The sequence below is a fragment of the Synechococcus sp. CS-1332 genome (assembly GCF_025127995.1).
Taxonomy (GTDB): Bacteria; Cyanobacteriota; Cyanobacteriia; order PCC-6307; family Cyanobiaceae; genus Cyanobium.
The window spans coordinates 65,100-90,147 of the sequence record NZ_JAHLYP010000020.1 but is presented as its reverse complement, the minus strand read 5'-3'; the positions used below and the strand labels follow the sequence as shown (position 1 = coordinate 90,147).

General features: G+C 66.5%; 28 protein-coding genes. 15 read left to right on the top strand and 13 right to left on the bottom strand.

Annotated elements, in window-relative coordinates; all coding sequences use genetic code 11:
- From KQ305_RS04760 to KQ305_RS04735, 6 genes are all read right to left on the bottom strand, one after another.
- A partial coding sequence (locus KQ305_RS04760) for a cytochrome c biogenesis protein CcdA (protein ID WP_259724278.1) occupies window positions 1-454 on the bottom strand: 454 nt, incomplete at its 3' end.
- Between the two features lie 25 nt (window positions 455-479).
- Entirely contained in the window at window positions 480-1,625 is a 1,146-nt protein-coding gene (locus KQ305_RS04755; protein ID WP_259724277.1) for an FtsW/RodA/SpoVE family cell cycle protein, read from the bottom strand.
- Between the two features lie 213 nt (window positions 1,626-1,838).
- The gene (locus KQ305_RS04750) at window positions 1,839-2,039 is read right to left on the bottom strand and encodes a phycobilisome linker polypeptide (protein ID WP_216906015.1); all 201 of its coding nucleotides are present in this window, start codon (window positions 2,037-2,039) and stop codon (window positions 1,839-1,841) included.
- A gap of 46 nt (window positions 2,040-2,085) precedes the next feature.
- The gene (apcB, locus tag KQ305_RS04745; RefSeq protein ID WP_216906017.1) at window positions 2,086-2,574 is read right to left on the bottom strand and encodes an allophycocyanin subunit beta; all 489 of its coding nucleotides are present in this window, start codon (window positions 2,572-2,574) and stop codon (window positions 2,086-2,088) included.
- A gap of 43 nt (window positions 2,575-2,617) precedes the next feature.
- The gene (locus KQ305_RS04740; protein ID WP_015110589.1) at window positions 2,618-3,103 is read right to left on the bottom strand and encodes an allophycocyanin subunit alpha apoprotein; all 486 of its coding nucleotides are present in this window, start codon (window positions 3,101-3,103) and stop codon (window positions 2,618-2,620) included.
- 384 nt (window positions 3,104-3,487) lie between these two features.
- A complete protein-coding gene (locus tag KQ305_RS04735) occupies window positions 3,488-6,514 on the bottom strand; it encodes a phycobilisome rod-core linker polypeptide (protein ID WP_259724286.1) in 3,027 nt (1,008 codons plus the stop codon).
- 149 nt (window positions 6,515-6,663) lie between these two features.
- On the opposite strand from KQ305_RS04735, the gene KQ305_RS04730 reads away from it, so the two are divergent.
- The 9 genes from KQ305_RS04730 to KQ305_RS04690 all read left to right on the top strand — a co-directional run bounded on the left by KQ305_RS04730 (window position 6,664) and on the right by KQ305_RS04690 (window position 13,843).
- A complete protein-coding gene (locus KQ305_RS04730) occupies window positions 6,664-7,887 on the top strand; it encodes a class I SAM-dependent methyltransferase (protein WP_259724276.1) in 1,224 nt (407 codons plus the stop codon).
- Window positions 7,888-7,933: 46 nt separating this feature from the next.
- A complete protein-coding gene (locus KQ305_RS04725) occupies window positions 7,934-8,407 on the top strand; it encodes an ATP synthase subunit I (protein ID WP_259724275.1) in 474 nt (157 codons plus the stop codon).
- A gap of 96 nt (window positions 8,408-8,503) precedes the next feature.
- On the top strand, window positions 8,504-9,232 hold the full coding sequence (gene atpB, locus KQ305_RS04720) for a F0F1 ATP synthase subunit A (RefSeq protein WP_259724274.1): 729 nt from the start codon (window positions 8,504-8,506) through the stop codon (window positions 9,230-9,232).
- Between the two features lie 154 nt (window positions 9,233-9,386).
- The gene (gene atpE, locus KQ305_RS04715) at window positions 9,387-9,632 is read left to right on the top strand and encodes an ATP synthase F0 subunit C (RefSeq protein WP_216901419.1); all 246 of its coding nucleotides are present in this window, start codon (window positions 9,387-9,389) and stop codon (window positions 9,630-9,632) included.
- A gap of 99 nt (window positions 9,633-9,731) precedes the next feature.
- Window positions 9,732-10,214, top strand: a complete 483-nt coding sequence (locus tag KQ305_RS04710; RefSeq protein ID WP_259724273.1) for a F0F1 ATP synthase subunit B' — start codon at window positions 9,732-9,734, stop codon at window positions 10,212-10,214.
- Window positions 10,211-10,750, top strand: a complete 540-nt coding sequence (locus KQ305_RS04705) for a F0F1 ATP synthase subunit B (protein WP_259724272.1) — start codon at window positions 10,211-10,213, stop codon at window positions 10,748-10,750. Before KQ305_RS04710 ends, KQ305_RS04705 begins: the two co-directional genes overlap by 4 nt.
- Entirely contained in the window at window positions 10,750-11,298 is a 549-nt protein-coding gene (gene atpH / locus KQ305_RS04700) for an ATP synthase F1 subunit delta (protein WP_259724271.1), read from the top strand. The genes KQ305_RS04705 and atpH overlap by 1 nt, the downstream gene beginning before the upstream one ends.
- Before the next feature lie 63 nt (window positions 11,299-11,361).
- On the top strand, window positions 11,362-12,879 hold the full coding sequence (gene atpA, locus KQ305_RS04695) for a F0F1 ATP synthase subunit alpha (RefSeq protein WP_259724270.1): 1,518 nt from the start codon (window positions 11,362-11,364) through the stop codon (window positions 12,877-12,879).
- A gap of 13 nt (window positions 12,880-12,892) precedes the next feature.
- Window positions 12,893-13,843, top strand: coding sequence for a F0F1 ATP synthase subunit gamma (locus KQ305_RS04690; RefSeq protein ID WP_259724269.1), 951 nt, complete (start codon window positions 12,893-12,895; stop codon window positions 13,841-13,843).
- Here KQ305_RS04690 and KQ305_RS04685 read toward each other — a convergent pair.
- The 6 genes from KQ305_RS04685 to KQ305_RS04660 form a co-directional block, all read right to left on the bottom strand.
- Window positions 13,794-14,234 carry a PPC domain-containing DNA-binding protein gene (locus KQ305_RS04685; RefSeq protein ID WP_259724268.1) on the bottom strand — a complete coding sequence of 147 codons (441 nt, stop codon included), beginning with the start codon at window positions 14,232-14,234 and terminating at the stop codon, window positions 13,794-13,796. The two genes, KQ305_RS04690 and KQ305_RS04685, sit on opposite strands and share 50 nt — an antisense overlap.
- Window positions 14,235-14,253: 19 nt before the next feature.
- Window positions 14,254-15,288, bottom strand: coding sequence for an HD-GYP domain-containing protein (locus tag KQ305_RS04680; RefSeq protein ID WP_259724267.1), 1,035 nt, complete (start codon window positions 15,286-15,288; stop codon window positions 14,254-14,256).
- Window positions 15,289-15,614: 326 nt separating this feature from the next.
- Window positions 15,615-16,595 (bottom strand): NAD(P)-dependent alcohol dehydrogenase, encoded by a 981-nt coding sequence (locus tag KQ305_RS04675; protein WP_259724266.1) that lies wholly within the window; start codon window positions 16,593-16,595, stop codon window positions 15,615-15,617.
- A complete protein-coding gene (locus KQ305_RS04670) occupies window positions 16,592-17,350 on the bottom strand; it encodes a DUF4336 domain-containing protein (RefSeq protein WP_259724265.1) in 759 nt (252 codons plus the stop codon). The genes KQ305_RS04675 and KQ305_RS04670 overlap by 4 nt, the downstream gene beginning before the upstream one ends.
- A 25-nt stretch (window positions 17,351-17,375) precedes the next feature.
- Window positions 17,376-18,095 (bottom strand): hypothetical protein, encoded by a 720-nt coding sequence (locus KQ305_RS04665; protein WP_259724264.1) that lies wholly within the window; start codon window positions 18,093-18,095, stop codon window positions 17,376-17,378.
- 957 nt (window positions 18,096-19,052) lie between these two features.
- On the bottom strand, window positions 19,053-19,487 hold the full coding sequence (locus tag KQ305_RS04660; RefSeq protein ID WP_259724263.1) for a hypothetical protein: 435 nt from the start codon (window positions 19,485-19,487) through the stop codon (window positions 19,053-19,055).
- A 139-nt stretch (window positions 19,488-19,626) separates the two neighbouring features.
- On the opposite strand from KQ305_RS04660, the gene KQ305_RS04655 reads away from it, so the two are divergent.
- The 4 genes from KQ305_RS04655 to KQ305_RS04640 all read left to right on the top strand — a co-directional run bounded on the left by KQ305_RS04655 (window position 19,627) and on the right by KQ305_RS04640 (window position 21,994).
- Window positions 19,627-20,355, top strand: coding sequence for a 2OG-Fe(II) oxygenase family protein (locus KQ305_RS04655; protein WP_259724262.1), 729 nt, complete (start codon window positions 19,627-19,629; stop codon window positions 20,353-20,355).
- Window positions 20,356-20,445: 90 nt separating this feature from the next.
- The gene (locus tag KQ305_RS04650; RefSeq protein WP_259724285.1) at window positions 20,446-20,751 is read left to right on the top strand and encodes a 2Fe-2S iron-sulfur cluster-binding protein; all 306 of its coding nucleotides are present in this window, start codon (window positions 20,446-20,448) and stop codon (window positions 20,749-20,751) included.
- On the top strand, window positions 20,748-20,957 hold the full coding sequence (locus KQ305_RS04645; RefSeq protein WP_259724261.1) for a hypothetical protein: 210 nt from the start codon (window positions 20,748-20,750) through the stop codon (window positions 20,955-20,957). Before KQ305_RS04650 ends, KQ305_RS04645 begins: the two co-directional genes overlap by 4 nt.
- Window positions 20,954-21,994 carry a DUF3326 domain-containing protein gene (locus KQ305_RS04640; protein ID WP_259724260.1) on the top strand — a complete coding sequence of 347 codons (1,041 nt, stop codon included), beginning with the start codon at window positions 20,954-20,956 and terminating at the stop codon, window positions 21,992-21,994. The genes KQ305_RS04645 and KQ305_RS04640 overlap by 4 nt, the downstream gene beginning before the upstream one ends.
- Before the next feature lie 5 nt (window positions 21,995-21,999).
- Here KQ305_RS04640 and KQ305_RS04635 read toward each other — a convergent pair whose 3' ends face one another.
- Window positions 22,000-22,506: a DUF1993 family protein gene (locus KQ305_RS04635; RefSeq protein WP_259724259.1), complete on the bottom strand. Its 507-nt coding sequence runs from the start codon at window positions 22,504-22,506 to the stop codon at window positions 22,000-22,002.
- Between the two features lie 185 nt (window positions 22,507-22,691).
- On the opposite strand from KQ305_RS04635, the gene KQ305_RS04630 reads away from it, so the two are divergent.
- Window positions 22,692-23,264 (top strand): peroxiredoxin, encoded by a 573-nt coding sequence (locus tag KQ305_RS04630; RefSeq protein ID WP_259724258.1) that lies wholly within the window; start codon window positions 22,692-22,694, stop codon window positions 23,262-23,264.
- A gap of 129 nt (window positions 23,265-23,393) precedes the next feature.
- The gene (locus tag KQ305_RS04625; RefSeq protein WP_259724257.1) at window positions 23,394-24,599 is read left to right on the top strand and encodes a hypothetical protein; all 1,206 of its coding nucleotides are present in this window, start codon (window positions 23,394-23,396) and stop codon (window positions 24,597-24,599) included.
- The last annotated feature ends 449 nt before the right edge of the window (window positions 24,600-25,048 follow it).

Genomic DNA, 25,048 nt, shown 5'->3' with positions numbered 1-25,048 from the left:
CGGCCGCCAGGGGGGCCAGCGGGGCCGGCACCAGCCGCCGCCAGCGCTCGGGATCGGGCCCGGCCGGCAGGGGCAGGCGCAGCAGGCCCAGCAGGTTGAGGCCCATCACCACGGCCACAACGGCCACCAGCAGGGGCAGCTGGCCGGGGATGCGGCCGTAGAGGCGACCCATCAGGCCGCTGGCCAGGCCGAGCAGCACCAGGGCCGCCACAATGCCGGCGGCGAAGCTGACGCTGCGCTGCCAGGGGGCACGGCCCTGCTGCTCTGTGCCGAAACCGGCCAGGTAGGCCAGGGTGACGGGCAGCAACGAGAGGGAGCAGGGGCCGAGGCTGGTGAGCAGGCCGCCGCTGAACACCACCGCCAGGGTCAGGGGACCGGGGTGGGCCAGGGAGCCCTGGAGCAGCAGTTCACTGCTGCGGGCCCAGTCGGCGAACGGCAGCCCGGAACTGAGCATGGCCGGTCAGGAGTGGCAGCAGGGCTCAGCCTATCGGGGCAGGCCGCTCGGCCCGGCGCCGGGGACGGACCGGCTCGAGTCCGGAAGACTCCAGGGAGCAACGCAGCAGCAGCCCGGCCAGGAACAGGCTGCTCAGCAGGGAGTTGCCGCCGTAGCTGATCATCGGCAGGGGCAGACCGGTTGTGGGCATGGAGCCGCTGGCCACGGCGATGTTGAGGATCGACTGGCCCACCAGCAAGGTGGTGCAGCCGATGGCCACCAGCCGGTGTTGATTGCTGCGGCAGGCCAGGGCCACCCGCAGACCCACGAAACCGAAGATCACCAGGAACAGCAGCAGCATCACCGAGCCGATGTAGCCGAACTCCTCGGCGAACACGGCGAAGATGAAGTCGGTGGTCTGGATTGGCAGGTACTGGAGTTTCTGGGTGGACAGCCCGAAACCCGAGCCGAGCACTCCCCCCGAGCCGATGGCCAGCAGGCTCTGCACCAGCTGGTAGCCGTCTCCTTGGGCGACGCGCCAGGGATCCAGGAAGGAGCTGACCCGGGCCAGCTGGTAGGGGTTGATCATGATGCTGAGGCTGCCCAGCACAACGCCGCCGCCGGCAGCCCCCAGCAGCATCGTCAGGGGCAGTCCGCCGGCCAGGGCCATCAGCCAGAGCAGCAGGCCGAGCAGGGCGGCGGTGCTCAGGTTGGGCTGCTTGAGGATCAGCAGGATCACCACCCCGAAGATGCCGATCCAGAGGAGCTTCTGGTCGAGGGCGATGCGGCGCCAGTGGGAGAAGATCACGGCGCCCTGCAGCACGATGAAGGGCTTGATCAGCTCCGAGGGCTGCAACTGCACCGGACCCAGCACGAGCCAGCGGCTGGCCCCGTTGACGGTGGTGCCGACGACGAGGGTGGCGGCCACCAGCAGGGCGCCCACCAGCAGGGCGGGCGCCGCCAGGTGCAGCCAGCGCCGCATCGTCGTGCGCATGGCGAGCCAGAGCAGCCCCCAGCTGGCCACGAGCCAGATGGCCTGGCGCTTGACGTAGTAGGCCCCGTCCCCCATCTCCCGTTCGGCCACCCACCAGCTGGCGGAGGTGAGCACCAGAAGGCCCACCAGGCTCCAGAGGGCTACCAGGCCCAGCAGCAGGCGGGCTTCTGCTGGCCACTGCTGCCAGGGCAATGGCATCAAGCCCGCGCCTGGACGGCCATGGAACAGGCGTGGCGAAGAAGTGGACAAGGGCGCGGCAGGGATCCGGGAATGGCCCATTCAGCCCTGATGGAGGTGGGTTTGTCGAGTCGCGCTGAACATTTCTCCGCCTCCGTGGATGGCACCGCCCCGAGGCGCATAAAAATGCCCGGCCATGGGCCGGGCGCTGGGGTGGAATGTCCTTGGGGACACTCAGTTGCCGCAGTTCTGCTGACGACGGCCGGTGGCCAGTTCCACCTTCAGGATCCTGCCGCCCTGCTTCATGATCCGCTGCTGTTCGGCGAACCAGCTGTGATAAGGCACCCACTTGGTGAAGTAGGTGTTCTGCAGTTCCCTCTGACTGCGCGCCTTGTCGGGGCAGGGGATGCAGGCCGTGATCTTGAACAGGCGCATGGGGTGATCCTCGAAAAACGTGCCGTGGTGGGGGCGTTGCTGGGGATCAGTTGCCCAGACCGGAGCTGATGTAGTCGAAGTAGACGCCCATCTCACGACCGGCATCGGGACCGACCAGGGAGGCGGTGGTTTCCTTCATGGCCTGGATCGACTGCACCGTGGCGCCGATGGGCACACCCAGGGAGTTGTAGGTCTCCTTGAGGCCGTTCAGCACCCGCTCGTCGAGGATCGACGTGTCACCGGCCAGCATGGCGTAGGTGGCATAGCGCAGGTAGTAGTCGAGGTCGCGGATGCAGGCCGCGTAACGACGGGTGGTGTACATGTTGCCGCCCGGACGGGTGATGTCCGAGTAGAGCAGGGCCTTGGCGACGGCTTCCTTGATGATGGCCGAGGCGTTGGCGCTGATGGTGGCAGCGGCACGCACCCGCAGCTCACCACTGGCGAAGTACTGCTCGAGGCGCCCCATGGAGCCGCCGTCGAGATAGAGCCCCTGAACGTCGGCTTGATTGATGACGTTGGTGATGGCGTCTTGCATGGATCCTGGGTTTGATGGCGATGGACGGGAGGGAGGTGAAACCTCAGGAGAGGGCGCCGACCACGTAGTCGAAGTAGAAGCCAGCCTCTTCGGCATCGGAGCCGGTGAGGAGACCTGTGGCTGCGGTCTTCATCTCGCGCACGGCTTCCGCCATGGCTTCGAGGGGGGTGCCGAGGGCGCGATACATCTCGCGTGCCCCGATGACGCCGATCTCTTCGATCGGTGTCACATCCCCAGCGACCACGCCGTAGGTGACCAGACGCAGGTAGTAGTCCATATCGCGCAGGCAGGAAGCCGTCATCTCCTCCCCGTAGGCGTTGCCGCCGGGGGAAACGAGATCGGGGCGCTTCTGGAAAAGCTGGCCTCCGGCCTGCTTCACGATGCGCTCCCGGCTTTCAGCCAGGACCTGGGCGACGCGCAGACGACGCTGACCCCCTGCCACGAACGACTTGATCTGGTCAAGTTCGCCAGGGCTGAGGTAGCGGGCTTCGGCGTCCGCGTTGATGATCGAGTTGGAGACGATGCTCATGCAGTTCTGCCTCGAAACAAGCGGTCACCGTGAAGGAGACCGGTATCCGGTGGGTAAGGGTGATCGGCTTGGCCGACCGTCGCATCATTCTGTGGCAAGGCCCCGCGCTCCCATGGGGGCCGGTAACAGTTCTTCACGGCGGATGTCTTTGCGAGATCCCTTGGCTTGCAACGGCTTTCGCGGGAGTTCTTAACACCATGTAGGCGCAGCAATTGTTCATCTTTTGATGTCGCCCTCTGGCGCGCCGCAAGCGCATTCGCAGATGAATCTCCCCGTCTCGTTGTAGAGACAGGCCATAAGAAACCCCCCGGGGCTGAACCGGGGGATCGCTAAAGCACGGAATCCGCTGCCTTCAGGGGCGAGCCTCGATCGGGTGGGGAGCGATCAGATCGCTCCCCTTACCGAGGGGGTGAGACCGCCATTGCCGCCATAGAGAGAGGCGGTGCGGTTCACCGTGGTGAGAGGCACGCCATCCTCGGTGGCCAGGCCGCGAAGGTAGGGCACCGTGTCCTGGCCGAAGGCCGTGGCGTACTCCCGGGCGTTGAGCAGTTCGGCCACCGCCGCCTGCTGACCGGCGGTGGCCCGGGTGGCGAGGAACTGGCTGACTTCGGCCGGCATGGCGGCACGGCCGAGCAGGGCCAGGTAGGCGGCCGAGGCCGCTCTCAGGGGAGCCATCCGCTGGAGCCGCTGCTGGAACAGATCACTGCCGGCAATCTGGGACACGAATTCGGCCACCGAAAGCTGGCCGTCACGCAGCTGGGATTCCGGATCCATCTGGCGTTCGGCGGCAAAAGGCACGCGGTTGAGCAGCTGGCGGTAGACCGCCTGCACCACCTCCTGAACCTGGGTTTCGCTGGGATCCCTGAGCAGTTGCACGGGACGCGGCAGGCTCTGGCGACGGTTGAAGCCCTGGGGGGAGCCGGGCCGCAGGGCCTTGGCCATCGCCCCGTCGGGAGCCATGGCGGCGCCACTCAGCAGGCTGGTGCCCACGGTGGCCTTCCAGCTGCCGGCAATGCCGATGCTGGCGGGGGCCACATAGCCATTGCTGCCTCCCGCGGTGGAGACACCGCTGCGCCAGACCGGGGCGGAACCGCCGCCGGGCTGCCAGCGGGATTGGCTCCAGCTGCGGGTGGGGGCCGGCGGCTGCTTGATCGTCTGGGGACCGGTGGGGACGCCGGAAGAGGCTGAGGCGCTCTGGCCACCGGCCACATCCGCTTTCCACTGCCCGCGCACCTGCGGTCGCGCCGCCAGGTTGCGAGGCACCAGATCGCCCACGGTGCGCAGCGCCTGGGCAACGGGGACAATGGGACGCTGCAGGGGCGTGATGTCGGCAACGGTCTCGAGGATCTGCACCAGACCAGGAACCCGGCGGGCATTGCGATCGGCCGGGGTGATGAAGCGCTCGTAGGGGACGGTGTCCTCGCCGAAGCAGTCGTTGTACTCGCGGCTTTCGAGCATGGCATCGACGACGCCATAGAACCCCTTGCGGGCCGCCGTGTCGAAGTAGGCGTTGATCTCCCAGCGGCCGAAGCTGGGCCGGCCCAGCAGGCGGCGGTGCATCACCTCGATGGCCTTGGTGATGTAGAGGCCGCTCCAGTAGCGACGGCGGAACGCATTGGAGCGGGCCACCTGGCGCACGAACTCCCGCAGGCTGATGTCGCCGTTCTCAAGTTTGATCTCCTCGACCTTGTTGCGCTCGCCGGCGTAGCCGGCGGTGCCCAGCACCTGCACGTAAACCGCATTGATGACGGCCTGGGTGCTGGATTCGGTGCCACGGATGCTGGGTTGGCCGCCCCGGCGGGGGGTGGAGCTGCCGCCGGTGGCGATCTGCCGCAGGCGCACCACCTTCGGACCCACCCGGCGCGGGACGGCCTTGCGGAACTGGGCGCTATCCATGGGTCCGGGCTGGGCCATGCCGTTGCCGATCAGGATCCGACGGGTGTCGTAACTGAAAGGTGCCGGGCGGGTGGCCACCGAAGCCGTGCTGGAGGGGAAGATCGCCCCGTAGTTGAGGGCCAGCGGATCGTTGCCGCCGCCGTAGGGGTGCTGATCGGCGAGGGGCTGGCGGTAGGAGGCGTAGAGGGTGATGTACTGGGGGGCACCCTCGAACGGCGCGCTGAAGCGGAAGAGGTTGCGGTTGGATCCCCAGCCGGCGCTCTCCTGGGCTTCCTCGCCGATGTCGCGAAGGTAGGGAACCGTTTCCTCACCGAAGACCCGGGCGTACTCCATGCCATTGACCAGGGCGTCAACGAGGCCGCCCAGGCCCTTGGCACTGACAATGGCGAAGTACTGGCGGAACTCTTCGATCGAGCTCACACCGCGGCCGAGGAAGTGGCGGAAGGCCAGTTCCACCACCCGGCTGTTGGAGAAGCGGCCGTAGAACTGGCGCTGGTAGACCTTGCTGCGGCCGAGGGCGCGGATGAACTCCCGCATCGAGAGCTGGCCCTGGCGCACCTGGGTGGCTTCCACCGGGCAAACCACCTGGGAATAGCCCTTGTCGATGTCCCGTTCGAACACCTGGCGGTAGGCGGCCCGGATGATCTCAGCCTTCTCAGCGCCGGAAAGGCGTGGCCGCATGACGAAGCGCTGGGCGCCTTCAGCGGCGAGGGCATAGGTCGCCGGCAGCTGCAGACCCTGGTTGACGGGGCTGCCGAGGCGGGCCCGGGTGGAGGGGGTGGCCACCTCAAGCTCCTTGAGGAGCACGTTGAAGCAGTCGATCACCAGCTGGCGGGATTCCGGCTCGCCCTTGAACAGGCCGGCGGCGGCGGCGCGCATCTCCTGCAGCGCCACGTTGGTGGCAGCCAGGGAGCAGGCCTTCTCGAGCACATCGCGGAGGCCACGGGTGTTCACCGCCAGGATGCTCGGATCGCCGGCGATCACCGCGTAACCCACGTAGCGCAGGAACCAGGCCATGTCCCGCAGCGACTTGCGCATGCGGGCGTTGCCATAGATCGCCACCGCGATGGGGCTGAAGCCGCTGGGCAACACGACCCGCACGTCGGCGTCGGCCTGGACGCCCTCGAGGATCCGGCCGAGCAGACCACTGCCGCCGGAGCCCTGGGCGAAGGTGCGCACCGAGCGTTGGAACGCGGCCTGGTCGGCGGCGAGGGCAACACCATCGGCCGCCCCAGCGCTGGGGGTGCTGAGGGGGGCGTCGAGATAGGAGAGGGGGGTGCCGCCCGTGAAGATGCGGTTGGCGGCCCGGGCCACGATCGCGTCGGCGTTGGCGGAGATCCGTCGGGCGGCTTCGACGCGGATCTGGCCGCTGCGGAAGAAGGTCGTCAGGGCATCCAGTTCGCCGCCGTCGGGGAAACGGTCCTGCTGCTCCGCCTTCCGGACGCTGGAGAGCGGCAGGGTGTCGTAGCGCTGGGGGGCGACCCTGGTGCTGCCGCTGCTGGCGGTCACGGTCATGAACGAGAGCGAGCCGGGCTGGGTCACGTTACGGCTGCCCCCCTGACCCCCCGGCGGGGGATGAACAAATGTTTGCAGCCTTCCCTGGGGCTCAGGCTGAACGGCGGCCGGCGCCGTGGAATGCTGCCGGACCCTGCACCAAGGCACTGATGGATCACCTCCTGGAGGCCCCGCTGGATGCCGCCACGCCGGTGGTGAGCGCCTTCTACGACCGATTCCCCTACCCGGGAGATCCCCTCCAGGATGGCCCGCCGCCTGGATACAACTGGCGTTGGTGCGTGGACAGCGTCGTGGCGGCCGTGAACGGGGCCCTGCCGCCGCCGCCGCGCCCCTGGCGGATCCTCGACGCCGGCTGCGGCACGGGAGTGAGCACCGACTACCTCTGCCATCTCAACCCTGGGGCTTCCGTGCTGGCGGTGGATATCAGTGCCGGTGCCCTGGCGGTGGCCAGGGAGCGCACCGGCCGCTCCGGGGCCGCCGCCCAGGTGGCGGAGCTGCGCATCGAGCAGCGCAGCCTGCTTGATCTGGCGGGGGAGGGCCCCTTCGATTACATCAACTCGGTGGGGGTGCTGCACCACCTCGACCAGCCCGAGCTGGGCCTGCGCGCCCTGGTCCCCCTGCTGCGGCCAGGGGGGCTGCTGCACCTCTTTCTCTACGCCGACGGCGGCCGCTGGGAGATCCATCGGACCCAGCGGGCCCTGGCTTTGATGGGAGTAGGCACCGGGCCGGCGGGGCTGCGGTTGGGGCGGGAGCTGTTCACCACCCTTCCCGAGACCAACCGCCTGCGGCGACACCACGAGCAGCGCTGGGCCCTCGACACCGGCGCCGATGCCAACTTCGCCGACATGTACCTCCACCCCCAGGAGACCAGCTACGACTTGGAGCGCCTGTTCCGTTTCGTCGATCAGCCCGGGGTCCGCTTCGCCGGTTTCTCCAATCCGGAGGTCTGGGATCCGGCCCGGTTGCTCCAGGGGGAGCTGCTGGAGCGGGCCCAGGCCCTGCCGCCGGCACAGCAGTGGGCCCTGGTGGAGAGCCTCGATCCCGACATCAGCCATTTCGAGTTCTTCCTGCGCCGCCAGGAGGGCGACGGAGCAGCGGAGGCGGCGCCGGAGGCTTGGAGCGATGAGGCCCTGCTCGCGGCCGGGGGCGAGCGCAACCGTTGTCTGTGGGGTTGGCCGTCCACCGCATTGCTGGGGCCGGACCTGCTGCCGTTGACCATCACGGCAGAGGATCTGGTCCTGATGGAGGCGCTGGAGGCGGCCCCGGCCGGCACCCCGATCGGGGCGCTTCCGGTGGCCCAGGGCCCCGCCGAGCGGGTCGCGGCGGCGCGGCGGCTGCTGGCGGAGCGGGTGCTTCTGTTGCTAAGGGCTTGAAGAGGCCGAGTGATAAAGTCCGCACGCCAAGACGGAGCCTTGACGGTTGCAGGCTGCCCTGACCACCTCCCCGGATGCCGTCCCCCCCGTGGAGACGTCGGTCGAAGAGGTCGCAGTGCATCCGCCCATTGAGGCCCCCCCCCTGCCTGAAGTCGCCGACGCTTCGTCGACGGTGAACAACGGCATGGACGGTTACCTGCGGCTGCAACGCCGGATGCTTCTCTCCACGGTCTGTGCCACTGCCCTGGCGGTGCCCATCTCGGCCCTGTGGTTCGATCTGTCCACCGCGCTCAGTCTGCTGGTGGGAGCCCTGGCGGGGCTCCTGTACCTCCGGCTCCTGGCCCGCAGCGTCAACCGCTTCGGCGTCGAAACCAAGGCGGTGGGTAAGGCCCAGTTGCTGGTGCCGGTGGTGCTGGTGCTCACGGCCGCCAGGCTCCCCGTCCTCGAAATCCTGCCGGCCCTGGTGGGTTTCCTCCTCTACAAACCCGCCTTGATCGTTCAGGCCGTCCTCGACACCTGATACCTCTCCAGCCGCTTCGGCGGCCCTCTTCAGCCGCTTCGGCGGCCCTCTTCAGCCGCTTCGGCGGCCCAGACGTTCCGCCAGGCCCTATCCCCGATGGCTCCGTTGCCCCTCGCCCTTCCCTTCGCCGCCCTTGAGGTCGGCCAGCACCTGTACTGGCAGCTTGGCAATTACAAGATCCACGGCCAGGTCTTCCTGAGCTCCTGGGTCGTGATCGGCGCGCTGCTCGCCGTTGTGGTGGTCGGCACCCGCCGCCTGGAGCGCGATCCCAAGGGCGTGCAGAACCTGCTGGAGTTCCTCTGGGATTACCTGCGTGACATCGCCCGCGAGTACATCGGCGAGAAGGCCTACCGCGACTGGCTTCCCTTCATCGGCACCCTGTTTCTGTTCATCTTCGTGAGCAACTGGGGCGGGGCCCTGATCCCCTGGAAGCTGATTCATCTACCGAGCGGTGAACTGGGCGCCCCCACCGCCGACATCAACACCACCATTGCCCTGGCCTTGTTGGTGTCACTGGCGTACTTCTATGCCGGACTGAGCCGCAAGGGTTTCCGGTACTTCGAGTACTACGTGGAACCCACGCCGATCATGCTGCCGTTCAAGATCGTTGAGGACTTCACCAAGCCCCTCTCGCTCTCCTTCCGTCTGTTCGGCAACATCCTTGCCGATGAACTGGTGGTGGCCGTGCTGGCCTTCCTGGTGCCCTTGGTGGTGCCCCTGCCGGTGATGTTTCTCGGTCTGTTCACCAGTGCGATCCAGGCCCTGATCTTCGCCACTCTGGCGGCCTACTACATCGGTGAGGCCGTCCACGAGGAGCACCACTAGCTCCTGCACCTGCTGGTCCGGTCCCCCGGTCTGGCAAACTCTCTGCGCGCAGGTCCGGCACGTTCCGGGCCCGCCTTCCCAGGTGTCCCCGGCGCAGGGTTCTCGACAAGGTTCCTTCCGCGCTTCCCCGGCGCCCCACATTTCTAACCTCACCATGGATTCCCTTACTTCCGCTGCGTCTGTCGTGGCTGCTGGTCTTGCCGTCGGTCTCGGCTCCATCGGTCCTGGCATCGGCCAGGGCAGTGCGTCCCAAGGCGCCGTCGAAGGCATTGCCCGTCAGCCCGAAGCCGAAGGCAAGATCCGCGGCACCCTGCTGCTCTCCCTGGCCTTCATGGAATCGCTCACCATTTACGGCCTGGTGGTCGCCCTGGTGTTGCTGTTCGCCAACCCCTTCTCCTGATCGGAGGCCTTCGGGGGAGGAGCGGGCCGCACGTTCGTCGCGGCCCTTCGCCACCCCCGGCTCCATCCACGCCTCCACCACCGCCCGCTTTTTTGCCCCATGACCAGCTGGCTTCTGCTTGCCGAGGCAGGTGCGACCGCAGGGTCGCCCGAGGGAGGTCTGTTTGACCTCGACGCCACCCTGCCGCTCATGGCGCTGCAGGTGGTGCTCCTCACCTTCATCCTCAACACCCTTTTCTTCCGACCGGTCGGCAAGGCCGTAGAGGACCGTGAGGGGTACATCGCCACCAGCCGCACCCAGGCCAAGGAGAAGATCGCCCAGAGCGTTCGCCTTGAGGCTGATCTCAAGGAGCAGCTGAAGGGGGCCCGGCTTGAGGCTCAGAAGGTGATCCTGGAGGCCGAGCAGGATTCCGACCGTCTGTATCGCGAGGCCATGGCGGTGGCCCAGGCGGACGCCATGGCCAGCCGCGAAAGCGCCCGCAGCAAGATCGATGTCCAGCGGGCGGATGCCCTGAGCCTTCTTGAGGCCGATGCCGACAGGCTTGCCGACCTCATCGTCGACCGTCTTCTGCCCGCCTCATGACTCCCTTCCCTCTCCTTTCAACCCTGACGACCCTGTTCGCCAGCCACGGCACCTTCGGCCTCAACCTCGACATTTTCGAGACGAACATCATCAATCTGGCGATCGTGATCGCCGGCCTGGTGTGGTTCCTGCGGGGCTTCCTTGGAGGCATCCTGGAGCGCCGCCGCGAGCGGATCCTGGGGGAACTCAAGGAAGCCGAAGAGCGCCTCAGTGTCGCCACCGCGTCCCTCACCGTGGCCCAGACGAGCTTGGGTGAGGCTCGCGCCCGTGCCGAGAAGATTCGCGCTGACGGCAAGGTCCGTGCCGAGGCCATCCGCCTCGAAAGCGAGAAGCGCACCGTCGAGGAGATGGCGCGGCTCAAGCAGGACTCCCAGTCTGATCTGGATTCGGAGGTGTCCCGCGTCAGCAAGCTGCTGCAGCGCGAGGCCGCCGAAATGGCGATCGCCAAGGCCCTCGCCAGCCTCCCCGGCCGCCTCGACGCCAGCACGCAGGCCCAGCTGATCGATCAGTCCATTCAATCGATGGGGAACGCCTGATGCCTCTGCTCAACACCATTACCACCCCCTACGCCGACGCTTTCCTCCAGGTCTGCGACGCCAATGGGGACACCGATGCGGTGATCGACCAGGCCCGGGCGATCCTGGCCCTCTGGCACGATTCCAGCGACCTGCGCGAGGCGATGGCCTCCCCGGTCCTGGAGGTCGAAGGCAAGAAAGCGGCCCTCGAGCAACTTTTCGGGGCGGCCATCTCCCCCTCCTTCCTCAACCTGCTCAAGCTGCTGGCCGACCGCCAGCGGATCGGGTTCCTTGATGCCGTCCTGGAGCGGCTCCTGGAGCTCTACCGCGAGCAGAACCAGATCGCCTTGGCCACCGTCACCTCGGCTAGCCCCCTGAGCGACGAGCAGCAGGCGCTGCTCGCTGAGAAAGCCAAGGCTGTAGCCGGTACCGACAAGGTGGAGATCAGCCTCGCGGTGGATCCTGCCCTGATCGGTGGGTTCGTCCTCAGCGTCGGTTCCCGGGTGATCGACGCCAGCCTCGCCGGTCAGGTGCGGCGCCTCGGCCTGACGCTCGCCAACGTGAGCTAGCGCTTCCCCCTTTATTCCCCTCTCCTTCTCACTTCATCGCCTCCCCTCCGGGGACTCCCACCCATGGTTTCCATCCGCCCCGACGAGATCAGCGCCATCCTCAAGAAGCAGATCGCCGACTACGACAAGTCGGTGTCTGTCAGCAACGTCGGCACCGTCCTGCAAATCGGTGATGGCATCGCCAGGGTCTACGGCCTGGAGCAGGTGATGGCCGGTGAGCTGGTGCTGTTCGAGGACGGCACCGAGGGCCTGGCGTTGAACCTGGAGGACGACAACGTCGGCGTCGTGTTGATGGGCGAGGGCCTGGGTATCCAGGAAGGCAGCACCGTCAAGGCCACCGGCCGCATTGCGGCGGTTCCGGTGGGCGACGCCATGCTGGGCCGGGTGGTGAACGCTCTGGGCCAGCCGATCGACGGCAAGGGTGAGATCCCCACCACCGAGACGCGCCTGATCGAGTCGATGGCGCCTGGCATCATCCAGCGCAAGTCGGTGCATGAACCCATGCAGACCGGCATCACGGCCATCGACGCCATGATTCCCATCGGCCGCGGCCAGCGGGAACTGATCATCGGCGACCGCCAGACCGGCAAGACCGCCATCTGCATCGACACCATCCTCAACCAGAAGGGGGAGGACGTGGTCTGCGTCTATGTGGCCATCGGCCAGAAGAACGCGTCGGTGGCCAACGTGGTGGAAGTGCTGCGCGAGCGCGGCGCCCTGGATTACACCGTGGTGGTGGCGGCCAGCGCCTCGGAAGCGGCGGCCCTCCAGTACCTGGCCCCTTACACCGGCGCGGCCATCGCCGAGTCCTTCATGTACAAGGGCAAGGCCACTCTGGTTGTGTACGACGACCTCACCAAGCAGGCCCAGGCCTACCGCCAGATGTCCCTGCTGCTGCGCCGTCCCCCCGGTCGTGAGGCCTATCCCGGCGACGTCTTCTACTGCCACAGCCGCCTGCTGGAGCGGGCCGCCAAGCTCTCCGACGCCATGGGCAAGGGCAGCATGACCGCCCTGCCGATCATCGAGACCCAGGCCGGTGACGTCTCCGCTTACATCCCCACCAACGTGATCTCGATCACCGACGGCCAGGTGTTCCTCAGCTCCGACCTGTTCAACTCCGGCCTGCGCCCCGCCATCAACGTGGGTATCTCCGTGAGCCGGGTGGGTGGAGCCGCCCAGACCAAGGCGATCAAGAAGATCGCCGGCACCTTGAAGCTGGAACTGGCCCAGTTCGACGAGCTGGCCGCCTTCTCCCAGTTCGCCTCCGACCTGGATGCCGCCACCCAGGCCCAGCTGGGCCGGGGCAAGCGTCTGCGTGAACTGCTCAAGCAGCCCCAGTTCAGCCCCCTCATCCTCGCCGAGCAAGTGGCGGTGGTCTACGCGGGCGTCAAGGGTCTGATTGATGAGGTGCCCGTCGAGCTGGTGCCCCAGTTCGCCCGCGAGCTGCGCGAATACCTCAAGAGCAGCAAGCCCGAGTTCATCAACCAGGTTCAGACTGACAAGGTGCTGAGCGACGAATCCGAAGCCATTCTCAAGGAGGCCATCCGCGAGGTCACCTCCTCGATGCTGGCCGCCGCCTGAGGACTCTCCACCCATGGCCAATCTCAAGGCAATCCGTGACCGGATCAGTTCGGTCAAGAACACACGCAAGATCACTGAAGCCATGCGGCTGGTGGCCGCCGCCAAGGTGCGTCGTGCCCAGGAGCAGGTGCTGCGCACCCGCCCCTTCGCCGATCGTCTGGCCCGGGTGCTTCAGAACCTCGAGTCCCGCATGGGCTTTGAGGGGTCCGATTCCCCCCTGCTGGGCGAGCGCCGTCCGGTGGGCACCATCACCCTGCTGGTTGTCACCGGCGACCGTGGCCTCTGCGGCGGCTACAACGCCAACGTCATCCGGCGGGCCGAGCAGCGCTTCGCCGAACTCAAGGGCCAGGGTTTTGCCGTGGACATGGTGCTGATGGGCCGCAAGGCCATCACCTATTTCACCAACCGCTCCTACCCGATCCGGGCCACCTTCACCGGCCTGGAGCAGTTGCCCACCTCCCAGGAAGCCAACGAGATCTCCAACGAAGTGCTGGCCGAGTTCCTTTCGGCCAGCACCGATCGGGTGGAGATCGTCTTCACCCGCTTCATCAACCTGGTGAGCTCCCAGCCGGTCGTCCAGACCCTGCTGCCCCTCGATCCCCAGGGCATCGCCAGCTCGGATGACGAGATCTTCCGTCTCATCACCCGCGACGGCCGCCTCGGCGTGGAGGTCGGCAAGGTGGAGAACGCTGATCCGTCCCTTCAGCCCGACTTCGTGTTCGAGCAGAGCCCTGAGCAGTTGCTCAATGCTCTGCTGCCCCTCTATCTGGCCAATCAGCTGCTGCGCTCCCTCCAGGAAGCGGCCGCCAGTGAACTGGCCAGCCGGATGACGGCCATGAACAACGCCAGCGACAACGCCAAGGCACTCGCCAAGACCCTCACCCTCGACTACAACAAGGCCCGCCAAGCGGCCATCACCCAGGAGATCCTGGAAGTGGTGGGCGGCTCGGCGGCGATGGGCTGAGCGTCAGTTCCAGATGGCCGGTGGCGGCATCCCGCTCCCGGCCCAATGTCCAGCCTTCGGGGCAGACCATCAGGAGTTCCATTGTTGTGCGCACCCGGCTTCCGTGGCAGAGGTGACCGCCCAGCGTGACTCCCTTCGCGTCGGCCACCACCAGGTGCAGGTGGGCGCCATCCATAGTCATGCTGCCCGCCAGCGTGATTACCTCATGCGGACCGGCCAGCACGATCCCTTCGTCCTGATCAGCGAAGCGAAGCACGGGACTCTCGAGGCTGCCGATGCCGCAGACGACGAAGCCGCTGAGCCCCGGATCCTGCCGGGCCAGGGCTTCGAGTTCCCCGCGCAGATCCACCCCTGGCGGCAGACGGAGTGGACGGTGGGAGGCGCCTGACATCAGGGGATCCGTTCAGGCCTCAACAGCCACAGACATACCGCTTCTCGTTGAACATCTTCAGACAGGCGTCCACCACGTCGGTGTCGTAGAGCTTGCCTCGGTTTTTGCTGATCTCCGCCAGGGCGGCATCACTGCCCAGGCCGGCCCGGTAGGGGCGATGGGCGCACATGGACTGAACCACGTCGGCGACGGCCACGATCCGGGATTCGAGCAGCAACTCCTCTCCCTTCAGCCCGCTGGGATAGCCGCTGCCGTCCATCCGTTCGTGGTGTTCATGGACGATCCGGGCAATCGGCCAGGGAAAGTCCACGTCCTTGAGGATGGTGTAGCCAGCCTGGGCGTGATCCTTGATCAGATCAAATTCATGCGTGGTCAGTGCCGTCGGCTTGCAGAGGAGTTCCGCCGGCACCATGATCTTGCCGATGTCGTGGACGGAGGCGGCCAGTTGCAGGCCCTCTAGCTGGCGCTCCGGTAGGCCCAGTTCCACTCCGATGGCCATGGCCAGCTCTTTCACACTGTGTTGGTGGCCGGCGGTGTAGGGATCCCGCATCTCCGCCATCCCCCCCACGACCGCGATCAACTGCTTGAAGAGCCTCTCCTTCTCCTGGAGGGTTCTGATCAATGACTCCTCGGCGATGGCCCCGGCGATCAGGCTGCCGAGACGGTTGGCGATCGTGTCCAGCAGTAGCCGTTCTTCCGCCTGAAAAGGTCCTTCGATGGCTTCCGCGAATGGTTGGGTATAGCCGACTTCCAGGCAGCCGTAGATGGTGCCGTTGGCCCTGATTGGCGACGACTGAACGGATGGGCAACGATCAAGATCGCCCGTTTGATACGCCTTAGTGCCCCGAGAGATTCGGGCCACGGTATGGGCGGCATGCGGCCAGGCGTTCGGGATGGCCTCGACCGTCTGCTGAAGAATGTCGTCGATCGTGCCTTGATTGGCGCTGATGATCTGCTCAATCTGCTGGAGGCAGTGCAGTTTCTTCCTGCGCTCCGTCAGCGCCAGCTCCAATGGCTGTGGCAGGGTGCTTTCAGATCTGGTCGCGACCAGCAAGGGCGTTGGACGCCCGCCCTTGGGCCCATATCCTTTCTTTATTGGAGGCTTCATCTCGCCTTCTCTTCGAGAGGGGCAGAACAGCGAGGAAGCACCTGCAGCGGCGGTCGAGGCTTTTCTGTCTTCTTTACGTTACACCGATGTCAGCAACCTCGCATGCGTTTCACGCCCCACGGTGCCGCTTCGGGACGCTCCTGCCTGGTCATCACAGCCAGATGCTCACCGATCGACGGATACGTCGTCAGTTTCGAGGCAGGAATCGAGGCGACGATCTGGAGGACGGGGTGCTTGATGCACACCAAATCCTCAGACTTCGGCACCCTGTACTAGGCCTGGTTGCGCACGGAAATGATGACATTTCCCTTCTTGCGCCCGCTGTCGACATAACGGTGGGCCTCCACGATCTGCTCAAACGGATAGCGTCGATCGATCACCGGTTGGAACTCTCCCGCCTCAGCCAGTGTCGCCAGATGGCGCAGATCCTCCAGTTTCACGGCAGCGGGTCCGGCGATCACCGTGTGGCGGCTTGTCAGCGACACCCACAGCCCCTGGAGCATCTCGGGCAACCCGGCCAGCACCAGCAACAGGCGCCCCCCATCCTTCAGTGATCGCCTGCAGCGAGAAAAGGGCGCCGTGCCGACCGTATCGACGATGAGGTCGTACGTTTGGCCGTTGCGGCTGAAGTCGGCCTGGGTGTAGTCGATGACATGGGCTGCACCCAGGGAGCGCACCAGATCGATGTTGGCTCCGCTGCACACGCCGGTGACCTCGGCGCCGACGTGCCGGGCCAGTTGCACCACGGCTGTGCCTACCGCTCCTGAGGCCCCATTCACCATCACCTTGTCCCCGCGCTGAACCTTGCCGCGGCGCAGGAAATCGAGTGCAGTCGTTCCGCCGAAGCAGAGGGCAGCTGCTGTCTCATCCGTGAGCTCGGGCGGTGTGGGCACCACCATGCCGTCCTGGGGCAGGACGATGTACTCGGCTTGGCAGCCCATGCCGACGTCGCTGAAGGCGAAGACCCGCTCCCCCACCTTGAACCGGGTGACGTCCCTGCCGATCGCAGCGACCACCCCGGCCAGTTCGGAGCCGAGGATGGGCTGCCTGGGCTTCCGCAGGCCAAACACCAGCCGCATGATCAGCCCGAAGCCCGTCGGAACCGTCTGGCTTCTGACCCGCCAGTCCGCTGATGTGACAGTGGTCACATGAATCCGAATCAGGATCTCGTTGTCTTTGGGCGTTGGGGTGGCGATCTCCTTGATACGCAGCACCTCGGGCGGTCCATAGCGCTCAGCGACAGCGGCTTTCATGGTTGATGGACCTGGGTGATGGCGTGGTTGCCGGCGCAAGTCTCGAGAGCCCCATCCAGGAATGCCGCATAGGCCGTGCTGAGGCCTTCCTTGCCGCCGTGTTCAACGACAGCACCGTGGGCCACGATGACCCTGTCGAAATCCCATTGCAGCACAACCTGCACGGCCCTGGCCAAGGAAGCCTTGTCGGAGGTGGCCAGCCGCTCGAGAATGGTGGGCTCCAGGCGATCGAAACCGCCGCCGATTCGCGTGATCCACCGGGTGAGCCAGGATGCCGAGGCATCGAAATGGAAGGCGCTGTCTGTGAGGATCAGGGTCCTGCTGGGGGTGTGGCAGAAAGCCACCTCGTGCAGCGGGGATGGCCCCGTCGGCCCCAAGGTGCGGAGTCCAGTGAGGCCGCAGAGCAACAGCTCTGGCCATGGGGAAGGGGCGTCAGCGCTGAGCAGACGATCCAGCTCCAGATGGGGACATTTCTGCCTGAGGGCGGGCGGACCCCAGGTGGTTGCCAAAGGGAAGCGTTGCATGAACGCCTGGAGATAGAGATGGTGGAAGGCGTTGGGCACCACGATATCGCCGACGACCCCGAGCTCGGCCAGCCCTTTTTCGAGCTCAGCCGATGGCTGGATCGGTGAAAGAATCACCAACTTGTTGGTGCTCCGCTGACGGATGACCGTCATCCTGGTGCCGATGCTCAGGCCGAAGTAGGTCTGCGGTTGTTCGGCAACCCATAGATCATCAGCAAGGCAGTGGAGCATGGCCGAGGACGGAGGTTCTCCTGATTTAAGTGTGTGTTCTGTTCCCATACTTTGGACGCGGACGCTTTAAGTGATGGGGAAATCTAGCCGTGGACATCCAGTTGGACCCCCTTCTTCTAGGCAGTGGATGATACAGCACCCTGGCAATGATGGCAGCCCCATGCTTGGGGAAAGCCACGCCATGTTTGTTCTCATCCGCCAGGTACACCAGGGCATGGTCGGGTTGGTCCGGGATCCAGGCTGCATACTTGGCGACCCAGATCACCAGGTGTGCCTCCAGCTCAGCCAGAAAAAGCGCCAGTTCTGCCAAACGGCGGTGGGAAGGCGGTGCAGCCCGAAAGTAGCGATCCGCGCGCAGCCACTCCAGCAGTGATTGGTTCAGCGGGCGGAACGTGTGAATGGTCATCGCCTGAATCAATCCATGCAGCTGCCTTTCCTCCTCGTTCATGACCGCGTAGGTCTCCAAAAGGAGTCGATCAAATCCTGGGGGCAGCTCAGCGGCCTCAGGTACACGACTTCTCAGCAGATCTGCCAGCCGTTTCAACAGTCTCCGTTGGGCTGCGTAGGCCGCGTCTCCGGCGCGCAGCAGCGCGTACAGCTCGACCAGCCGACTTCTGCGGTCCCGCACTGTTTCACGCTGCTGAAGCACCAGCTCGGCGACTGTTTTCCCCACATAGCCCAGGGCGGCGATGAATCCCGTCAGCAGGGCTGGGGCAGCCCAGGATGGGTCGGCAGGGGTGGCCATCAATGCAGAACTTGGATTCCGAGGATAGGCGGAATGGCAAAAAGGAGTGGCACCTAGGATTCCATGATCGCTTTGAGCTTCGCCAGTTCGGAGGATTGAATGCAAATTCAAATACCTTTTCGACAGGCGCCTGACTGGAAACTGTCTTTGTGTTCGAGGTTCGAATCCTGTCAGCTCTCTCCTGAATGTCGTCGTCTCAACAGTTGATCAGCGACGATACAAACGGTGCCGGCAACTCAGAAGGCCATCGGTTGATCGGAGAGATCCGCCCGTTCAACCGGCGAGGGTCCGCTGCTGCCAAGGCCCTTGCCTCGCAGCGGGGCAGTGAGATTCTGGGAGCTTGCCCATGGTCGTTGCAAGGGGACCTGGATGCCTGTCTGACCCGTCGACTTGTTGATGGTGAGCAGAAGATACTCGCAGGCCGTGCCACTGGGAAGCCGCAGCGAGGTGGGGCGATTCCCCAGGCCGAATGTGATGATCGGCCTGGATGCTCTCGAGCGCCAGAGCCCGAATGACAGATGCGGTCTCTGGCGGAGACAGGCGAAGGGAGCAAGCGGCATTTCGTGTGGTGCCGACCATGCGGCATTCCAGATGCTGCGGTTCGACGGCAGCAGTCTTCAGGAGTTCGCGACCATCGGCTTCGAGTCCCGAGCGATTGGTCATCGTCCAAAATGATTCACAGCCCGTGAGAGGCAGGAAGACCAGACCACAGGAGAGACGACGTGCGGTCATGGTGTCAGCTGCCGGACGCTACCTGTCTCCAGGATCAGACGTCGGCATGAACCCATGGGATCGAGCAAGTCGTTCAGGCGCCGAAGGTTGAATCGTGCTGTTGGAAAGTGGTTTGGCTGTTGGTATCCAGCGACGGTGGATGTCTGGATGTCTGTGCCTCCGTGCTTGCCAGGCCGGGCTGTTGAGCGGATCAGTGCGAACCAGGCCCCCAACTCCTTTGGTGCGCTAGAGGGAGTTGCTGATCCGTATGGCGGCGACGATGACAGGTGGAAGTCCCAGGAAGAGTGTCGAACACCAGAGTCCCAAGACGGAACCACGTCTGGCACTGAATACCAACGCTCCACCGCCAACGCCGATGAACGCCAAGGTGAACAGGAGAAAGAAAAAAGCATAGGCAACCTCGCCATCTCGAGTGCTTGCCGTGAGAGCCCAGTTGAGGAAGAAGAGGAACGCAACTGTATCGATCGAAAGAAAGAACCAGCCGGTCGCTTTCAATGTCTTCTTCATTTCCTCTCCGCCATCTTTCGCGGATGGATTCTGGCAGGTGCCGCTGAAGGCCCAGTCCTTCTGCCTTGTAGAGGAACACGCAGGCTGGTTCGTCGCGCGTTCAGGACACCTTTCCCGATCCATCCCATGGCTTGCGCTGAACGCGATCGGCATCTCCTGCCGTCGGCAGGGCGGCACCAGGCCTGCAGCTCGGACACCGCCGGCCTCGACCAGGCATGGGACGGCATGGTCCCAGAGTTTCCGCTCAGGCCCATTCCGTTCCCAGTCGCCGCGTCTCCCGTCGCCTTTGCCCATGACCGCCACCGCCAACCTGGCGATCCAGCCCCTGTTCCCGATGGCCCTGGGCCGTGTGCAGCTGGCGCCCGACCCTCTCGACACCGCCCTGTGGCTGCAGAGGGCCCTGGCCTTTCGGGAGCAGGTCCCCAGTGAGGAGGGCGTGGCCTGGACCGGGGATGTGCGCGGCGCCGGGGAGCTGCACCGCGACCCCCTGTTCGCTCCCCTGATCACCCGGCTGGCGGACCATGCCTGGCAGTACCTGGCCGCGCTGGGGTTCGATCGCCGGCGCGTGGCGCTGCATGTGCAGCGCAGCTGGCCGGTGATCAGCGACGCCGGTGAGCAGGTGGGGCGCCACCACCACCCCAACGCCCACCTCAGCGCCGTCTACTACCTCAATGGCGACGGCAGTGGCCGCAGCGGTTGCCTGCGCCTGTTCGCCCCCCGGCAGGTGAATGAGCTGGTGCCGGGCCTGGCGCTAGGCCAGGACGGCCCGATCGACACCGCGTCGGCCCTCAACCAGCCCTGGCACGACGTGGCGCCCCTGGCCGGCCTGTTGCTGCTGTTCCCCTCCTCGGTCGACCATGCGGTGCTGCCCAACGACGACCCCGACGACACCCGCTTCTCCCTCAGCATCGACTTCGTTCTCACAGCTCCAGAGGCGGCGCCCCATCCGGGGGAGTACCTCGCCCCCCATCCCGTCCGCTGGCTCGTGATCGGGGAGGATGGCAAGGCGTCGGGAGCCTGAGCAGCCCCTGCCACCGCCGCCCCTCCCGGAGCCCCATCCCCCGTGCCCGAGACCACCCCAGCGACCACCCCTGAGCCCACCGTTTTTCAGATCAACGCCAGCCGCGATGGCGTCTCCCACAGCTTTTCCTGCCGCAGCGACCAGACAGTGCTCAATGCCGCCGAGGCCGCCGGGGTGCCCCTGCCCAGCTCCTGCTGCTCGGGGGTGTGCACCACCTGCGCCGCCCTGCTGCGCAGCGGTGAAGTGCACCAGCCCGATGCCATGGGCGTGAAGGCCGAGCTTCAGGCCAACGGTTATGCCCTCCTGTGCGTCTCCTATCCGCGCTCGGACCTCGACCTGCTGGCCGGCCAGGAGGACGCCCTCTACGAGGCCCAGTTCGGTCAGTTCCAGAAGTGAGTTCCCTGGTGCCGCTGGAGCTGTGGCTGCAGGCCGCCCCCGGTCCGCTGCTGCCCCAGCTGCGGCAGGGACTGGCGCGGGAGGCCCGCCGCCTGGCCGGTGAGGGTGCCGAACCCCTGCGCTGGGCGATCACGGCGGTGGATCCCCAACGCGGCTTGCGGCTCGAGGGGATCGTGGTGGCCCCGGCGCCGGCCCCTGGCCCTTGAGCGCGGCGGCCCCGCCCCTGCCCACCCTGCTGGTGATCCCCACCGGGGTGGGCTGCGCCGTGGGGGGCTTCGCCGGCGACGGTCTGCCGGCGGCCCGGCTGCTGGCGGCGGCCAGCGGTTGCCTGGTCACGCACCCCAACGTGATGAATGCTGCGTCCCTCTACTGGAGCGACCGGCGCCTGCACTACGTGGAGGGCTGGAGCCTCGACCGTTTCGCCGCCGGCGTTCTGGCCCTGGCGCCGGTGCCCTTCCAGCGGGTGGGGGTGTTGTTCGATGCGGGCATCGAAGCGGAGCTGCTGCTGCGCCACCGCCAGGTGATCGACGCCTGCCGCGCCAGCCTGGGGCTGACGATTGGCCCGGTGCTCAGCAGTGATGTGCCCCTGGAGGTGAGCCTTTCGATCGGCCCCAGCGGCAGCAGCTGGGGCACTCTGGGCCGCCCCGACGCCCTGCTGCGGGCCGGCGAAGCACTGCTGGCCGCCGGGGCCACGGCCATCGCCGTGGTGGCCCGCTTCCCCGAGGATCCCGGCAGCGACGCCTTAGCGGCCTACCGCCACGGCACGGGGGTGGACGCCCTGGCCGGGGCGGAGGCGGTGATCAGCCACCTGCTGGTGCGCCACTTGGGGGTGCCCTGTGCCCATGCCCCCGCCCTGGCGCCGCTGCCGCCCGACCCCGGGCTGGATCCGCGGGCGGCGGCGGAGGAGCTGGGCCACACCTTCCTGCCGTGTGTGCTGGTGGGCCTGAGCCGGGCCCCCTCCCTGCGGCCCGAGCCGGCCAGCGGCACCGGGCTGTTGCATGGCGCCGATCTCGGCGCGGTGGTGGCCCCGGCCGGAGCCCTAGGCGGCGAGGCGGTGCTGGCCTGCGCCGAGCGGGGCGTGCCGGTGATCGCCGTGGAAGGCAATCCCTGCCTGCTGCCGGTCAGCGGCGAGGCCCTGGGGCTGGCGGTGATCCCGGCCGCCACCTACGCGGAGGCGGCTGGCCTGGTACTGGCCCTGCGGGAGGGCCTCGATCCGGCGGCCCTGCGGCGGCCCCTGGCCTGAAGGCCTCAGGGCTCGCCCAGGAAATCCCGCTTGCCGAGCTCCACGCCGTTGTGCCGCAGGATGTCGTAGGCGGTGGTGACGTGGAAATAGACGTTGGGCAGCACGAACAACAACAGGAAGGTCTGGCCGCTGAAGTGGAGAGTTTCGCTGCGGATCGTCAGCTCGATGGCCTTGTCTTCCGTGCCGTCGATCTGCTCAGGCAAGAAGGCCTCGAGGCTGGCAAGGGTCGTCTCGACCCGGCTGATCAGCTCCTCGAAGCTGGCTTCGTTGTCCGCCATCGCCGTGCTCTCGACCCCGGCCAGCCGGGCCAGGCCGCGGCGGGCGATGTCGGTGGCGATCTGCACCTGGCGCACCAGGGGGAACATGTCGGGGTAGAGGCGCGCCTGCAGCAGCACCGCCGGATCAATCCCCTTGGCTTCGGCGTGGGCGGCCGCCTTGGCGAGGATGCCCACCAGATTGCTCAGGCTGCGGGCCAGGGGCGGAACGGCCGCCCCGTGCATCGAGAGGGTCATGGCTGGGGCGGTGGGCCGAGGTGCTGGCGAGCCGGACTGTAGGGCGATGGCCCGGCCGGATTCGGGGAGGTGTTGAGTACAAACACTCAGCCGGTTTCCACCCTAAGGCGGACCGATTATGAGTTAAGCTCCATGCGATCGCTGCTCCGGGCGGCGCGTCGTCAAGTCGTTCTTCACACATTCACATGGCTTTCCTCGAAAAGGTCCCCAGCGTCGTCTTCAAGACCCGTGTGCGCGATGAGTCCGTGGGAGGCCCCAACCCCTTCCGCTGGCAGGACCTCACCACCGACGACATCTTCAAGGGCAAGAAGGTGGTGGTGTTCTCTCTTCCCGGTGCCTTCACCCCCACCTGCTCCTCCAATCACCTGCCCCGTTACGAGGCCCTCTACGAGGAGTTCAAGGGCCAGGGCGTCGACAGCATCGTGTGCGTGTCGGTCAACGACGCCTTCGTGATGTACCAGTGGGGCAAGCAGGTGGGCGCCGACAAGGTGTTCCTGCTCCCCGACGGCAACGGTGAGTTCAGCCGCAAGATGGGCATGCTCGTTGAGAAGGGCAACCTGGGCTTCGGTGCGCGCTCCTGGCGCTATTCGATGCTCGTCAACGACGGCACGATCGAGAAGCTGTGCGTGGAGCCCGGTCTCGAGGACAACTGCCCCACCGACCCGTTCGAGTGCTCCGATGCCGACACCATGCTGGCCTACCTGAAGGGCACCTCCCCCGCCGGCGTCTCCGCCCCCAGCCGCGAGTTCGTCGGCTGAAGCCACGGCTCCGCTGATCACGTCGCCCCCGGCTCCTTTCCAGGTGTCGGGGGCTTCCTGTGTTCGGGAGGATGCCCCACCGGTTAATCATCGCCAGCATGGGCCCATCAGCCGAGGGCGGGGGTGGCGGTGAGGGACGGCATCGGCACCACCACATTCCGCTTTCGCCCCCACGGACCCGGCCGTTTCTTCGTGGCGGCGTTCCTCTCGTTCTGGCTCTGCGGCTGGCTGGCGGGAGAGATCTTCGCCCTCTGGGTCCTGTGGCGGCTGCTGGGGAGCGGGCTGGCCACCGGTCAGTGGACCCTGCCGGCGCTGCTGTTTCTGCTGGTGTGGCTGAGCCTGTGGAGTTTCGGCGGTGCTGCCGCCCTGCAGCAGGTGCTGGGCGCCCTCTGGTCGGAGGATCGGCTGGTGCTCGGGGCAGATGGCAGCCTCGTGCGGCAGGCCCATCGCGGGCCCTTCCGCCGCCGACGGGCGCTCCACCGCCGGGACCTCCGGTGCTTCGATGTGCGCGAAACGGGCAACGGTGCTGGGCCCCTGATGGCTGAGCTGGCCGGTCGCTCTCTCGAGATCACCCGTCTCGGCAGTCCGAGCCAGCGGCAGGAGGCCGCCGACCAGCTCAACCGGGCTCTGGGCCTGCAGCCCCTGCCCGAAGCCCCGGCCCTGGCCTCGGCTCGGGAGCAGCCCCCGGCAGTGGCGGTTCTGCCGGCCGGCTGGCAGGAGCTCACCCCTTCTTTCGGCAGTTCGCTGCTGGTGCCCGACCCGGCTCTGCGCCGGCGCCATCGTCTGGTGATAGGCCTGGTCAACCTGGTGCTGTGGGGCCTGCTTGCCCTGTTGCTGAGTGGCGGCTCGGCCAGGCCAGGGTTCTGGGGGATGGGGATTCCGCTGGCGCTGGTGGCCCTGGCCTGTGGATGGGCCCAGGTGTGGATGGCGTTCGGGCGTCGGGAATGGCGGCTGGAACCGCGGGGTCTGGTCCTGCAGCGCCGCTTCGGCCATCGCCTGCGGACCCTGGGGCAAGCCGGGGCCCTGGAGCTGATCGAGCTGGTTGATTCCGATGGGGATCGCTCCTACCGGCTGCAGGCCACCCGGCCTCCCGATCCGCCCCTGCGTGTCGATGACCACGCCACGGATCCGACCTCCCTGCGCCAGCTGGGGGCCTGGCTGGCGGCGCGCTCCCACGTGCCGTTTGAGGACCGGGTCCCCACCGAGGAGCAGCGGCGGCAGCAACGGCGCGCTGCGATGGAGCGACTCCGCCAGCAGCTGGACGGCTCCGGGCGGCTGGGGCGCTGGGCGGCCCGGCAGCTGGAGCGGGCCAAGGAGGAGGGGCCAGGAGGCTGACACAGCGGTCAGACCAGTGATCAACTTAAGGTCGCGCTGCCAGGCGGACGGCCCGATCCGCCGGGTTGGCGTTGAAGACTTCCGCCCCCTGATCGACCCCAGGTGGTGGCCTTCACCGCTTCGATCTTCCCAAGCCCAACGTTCACCACCCGCCAACATCTCCCTGGGAGCGAACCGAACTCCTCGCCAAACGCACGCCGCATTCGCTGCTTTTCGGGAGGGAATCAGCTAGCATTTTTCTGCAACTTGCAGGAGATTTGCTGCAGACGCGCTCGATAACCTTCCCGCTTCTGCCCCAGATCGGCGTTACCCCCCTTGGAGATGGTCAACGGGTTCGATGGGTTTTTCAGACACGTTTCCCTTCCTGCATCCGGTTTCCCGGCAGCGACGCCTCAGAGAAGTGATCACCGATACCTTTGGAGGCCAGGAGCCTCACCTTGAGGGTCGTG

What these genes read in the sequence shown, in the direction of transcription:
- KQ305_RS04685 (WP_259724268.1), bottom strand. Translation starts at nt 14,234, where the DNA reads ATGTCAGGCGCCTCCCACCGTCCACTCCGTCTGCCGCCAGGGGTGGAT.
- atpH (WP_259724271.1), top strand. Translation starts at nt 10,750, where the DNA reads ATGCCTCTGCTCAACACCATTACCACCCCCTACGCCGACGCTTTCCTC.
- apcB (WP_216906017.1), bottom strand. Translation starts at nt 2,574, where the DNA reads ATGCAAGACGCCATCACCAACGTCATCAATCAAGCCGACGTTCAGGGG.
- KQ305_RS04675 (WP_259724266.1), bottom strand. Translation starts at nt 16,595, where the DNA reads ATGAAAGCCGCTGTCGCTGAGCGCTATGGACCGCCCGAGGTGCTGCGT.
- KQ305_RS04670 (WP_259724265.1), bottom strand. Translation starts at nt 17,350, where the DNA reads ATGCTCCACTGCCTTGCTGATGATCTATGGGTTGCCGAACAACCGCAG.
- KQ305_RS04665 (WP_259724264.1), bottom strand. Translation starts at nt 18,095, where the DNA reads ATGGCCACCCCTGCCGACCCATCCTGGGCTGCCCCAGCCCTGCTGACG.
- atpB (WP_259724274.1), top strand. Translation starts at nt 8,504, where the DNA reads ATGGCTCCGTTGCCCCTCGCCCTTCCCTTCGCCGCCCTTGAGGTCGGC.
- KQ305_RS04705 (WP_259724272.1), top strand. Translation starts at nt 10,211, where the DNA reads ATGACTCCCTTCCCTCTCCTTTCAACCCTGACGACCCTGTTCGCCAGC.
- KQ305_RS04735 (WP_259724286.1), bottom strand. Translation starts at nt 6,514, where the DNA reads ATGACCGTGACCGCCAGCAGCGGCAGCACCAGGGTCGCCCCCCAGCGC.
- atpE (WP_216901419.1), top strand. Translation starts at nt 9,387, where the DNA reads ATGGATTCCCTTACTTCCGCTGCGTCTGTCGTGGCTGCTGGTCTTGCC.
- KQ305_RS04630 (WP_259724258.1), top strand. Translation starts at nt 22,692, where the DNA reads ATGGCTTTCCTCGAAAAGGTCCCCAGCGTCGTCTTCAAGACCCGTGTG.
- KQ305_RS04635 (WP_259724259.1), bottom strand. Translation starts at nt 22,506, where the DNA reads ATGACCCTCTCGATGCACGGGGCGGCCGTTCCGCCCCTGGCCCGCAGC.
- KQ305_RS04755 (WP_259724277.1), bottom strand. Translation starts at nt 1,625, where the DNA reads ATGCCATTGCCCTGGCAGCAGTGGCCAGCAGAAGCCCGCCTGCTGCTG.
- KQ305_RS04750 (WP_216906015.1), bottom strand. Translation starts at nt 2,039, where the DNA reads ATGCGCCTGTTCAAGATCACGGCCTGCATCCCCTGCCCCGACAAGGCG.
- KQ305_RS04730 (WP_259724276.1), top strand. Translation starts at nt 6,664, where the DNA reads ATGGATCACCTCCTGGAGGCCCCGCTGGATGCCGCCACGCCGGTGGTG.
- KQ305_RS04740 (WP_015110589.1), bottom strand. Translation starts at nt 3,103, where the DNA reads ATGAGCATCGTCTCCAACTCGATCATCAACGCGGACGCCGAAGCCCGC.
- KQ305_RS04710 (WP_259724273.1), top strand. Translation starts at nt 9,732, where the DNA reads ATGACCAGCTGGCTTCTGCTTGCCGAGGCAGGTGCGACCGCAGGGTCG.
- KQ305_RS04690 (WP_259724269.1), top strand. Translation starts at nt 12,893, where the DNA reads ATGGCCAATCTCAAGGCAATCCGTGACCGGATCAGTTCGGTCAAGAAC.
- KQ305_RS04660 (WP_259724263.1), bottom strand. Translation starts at nt 19,487, where the DNA reads ATGCCGATCGCGTTCAGCGCAAGCCATGGGATGGATCGGGAAAGGTGT.
- atpA (WP_259724270.1), top strand. Translation starts at nt 11,362, where the DNA reads ATGGTTTCCATCCGCCCCGACGAGATCAGCGCCATCCTCAAGAAGCAG.
- KQ305_RS04655 (WP_259724262.1), top strand. Translation starts at nt 19,627, where the DNA reads ATGACCGCCACCGCCAACCTGGCGATCCAGCCCCTGTTCCCGATGGCC.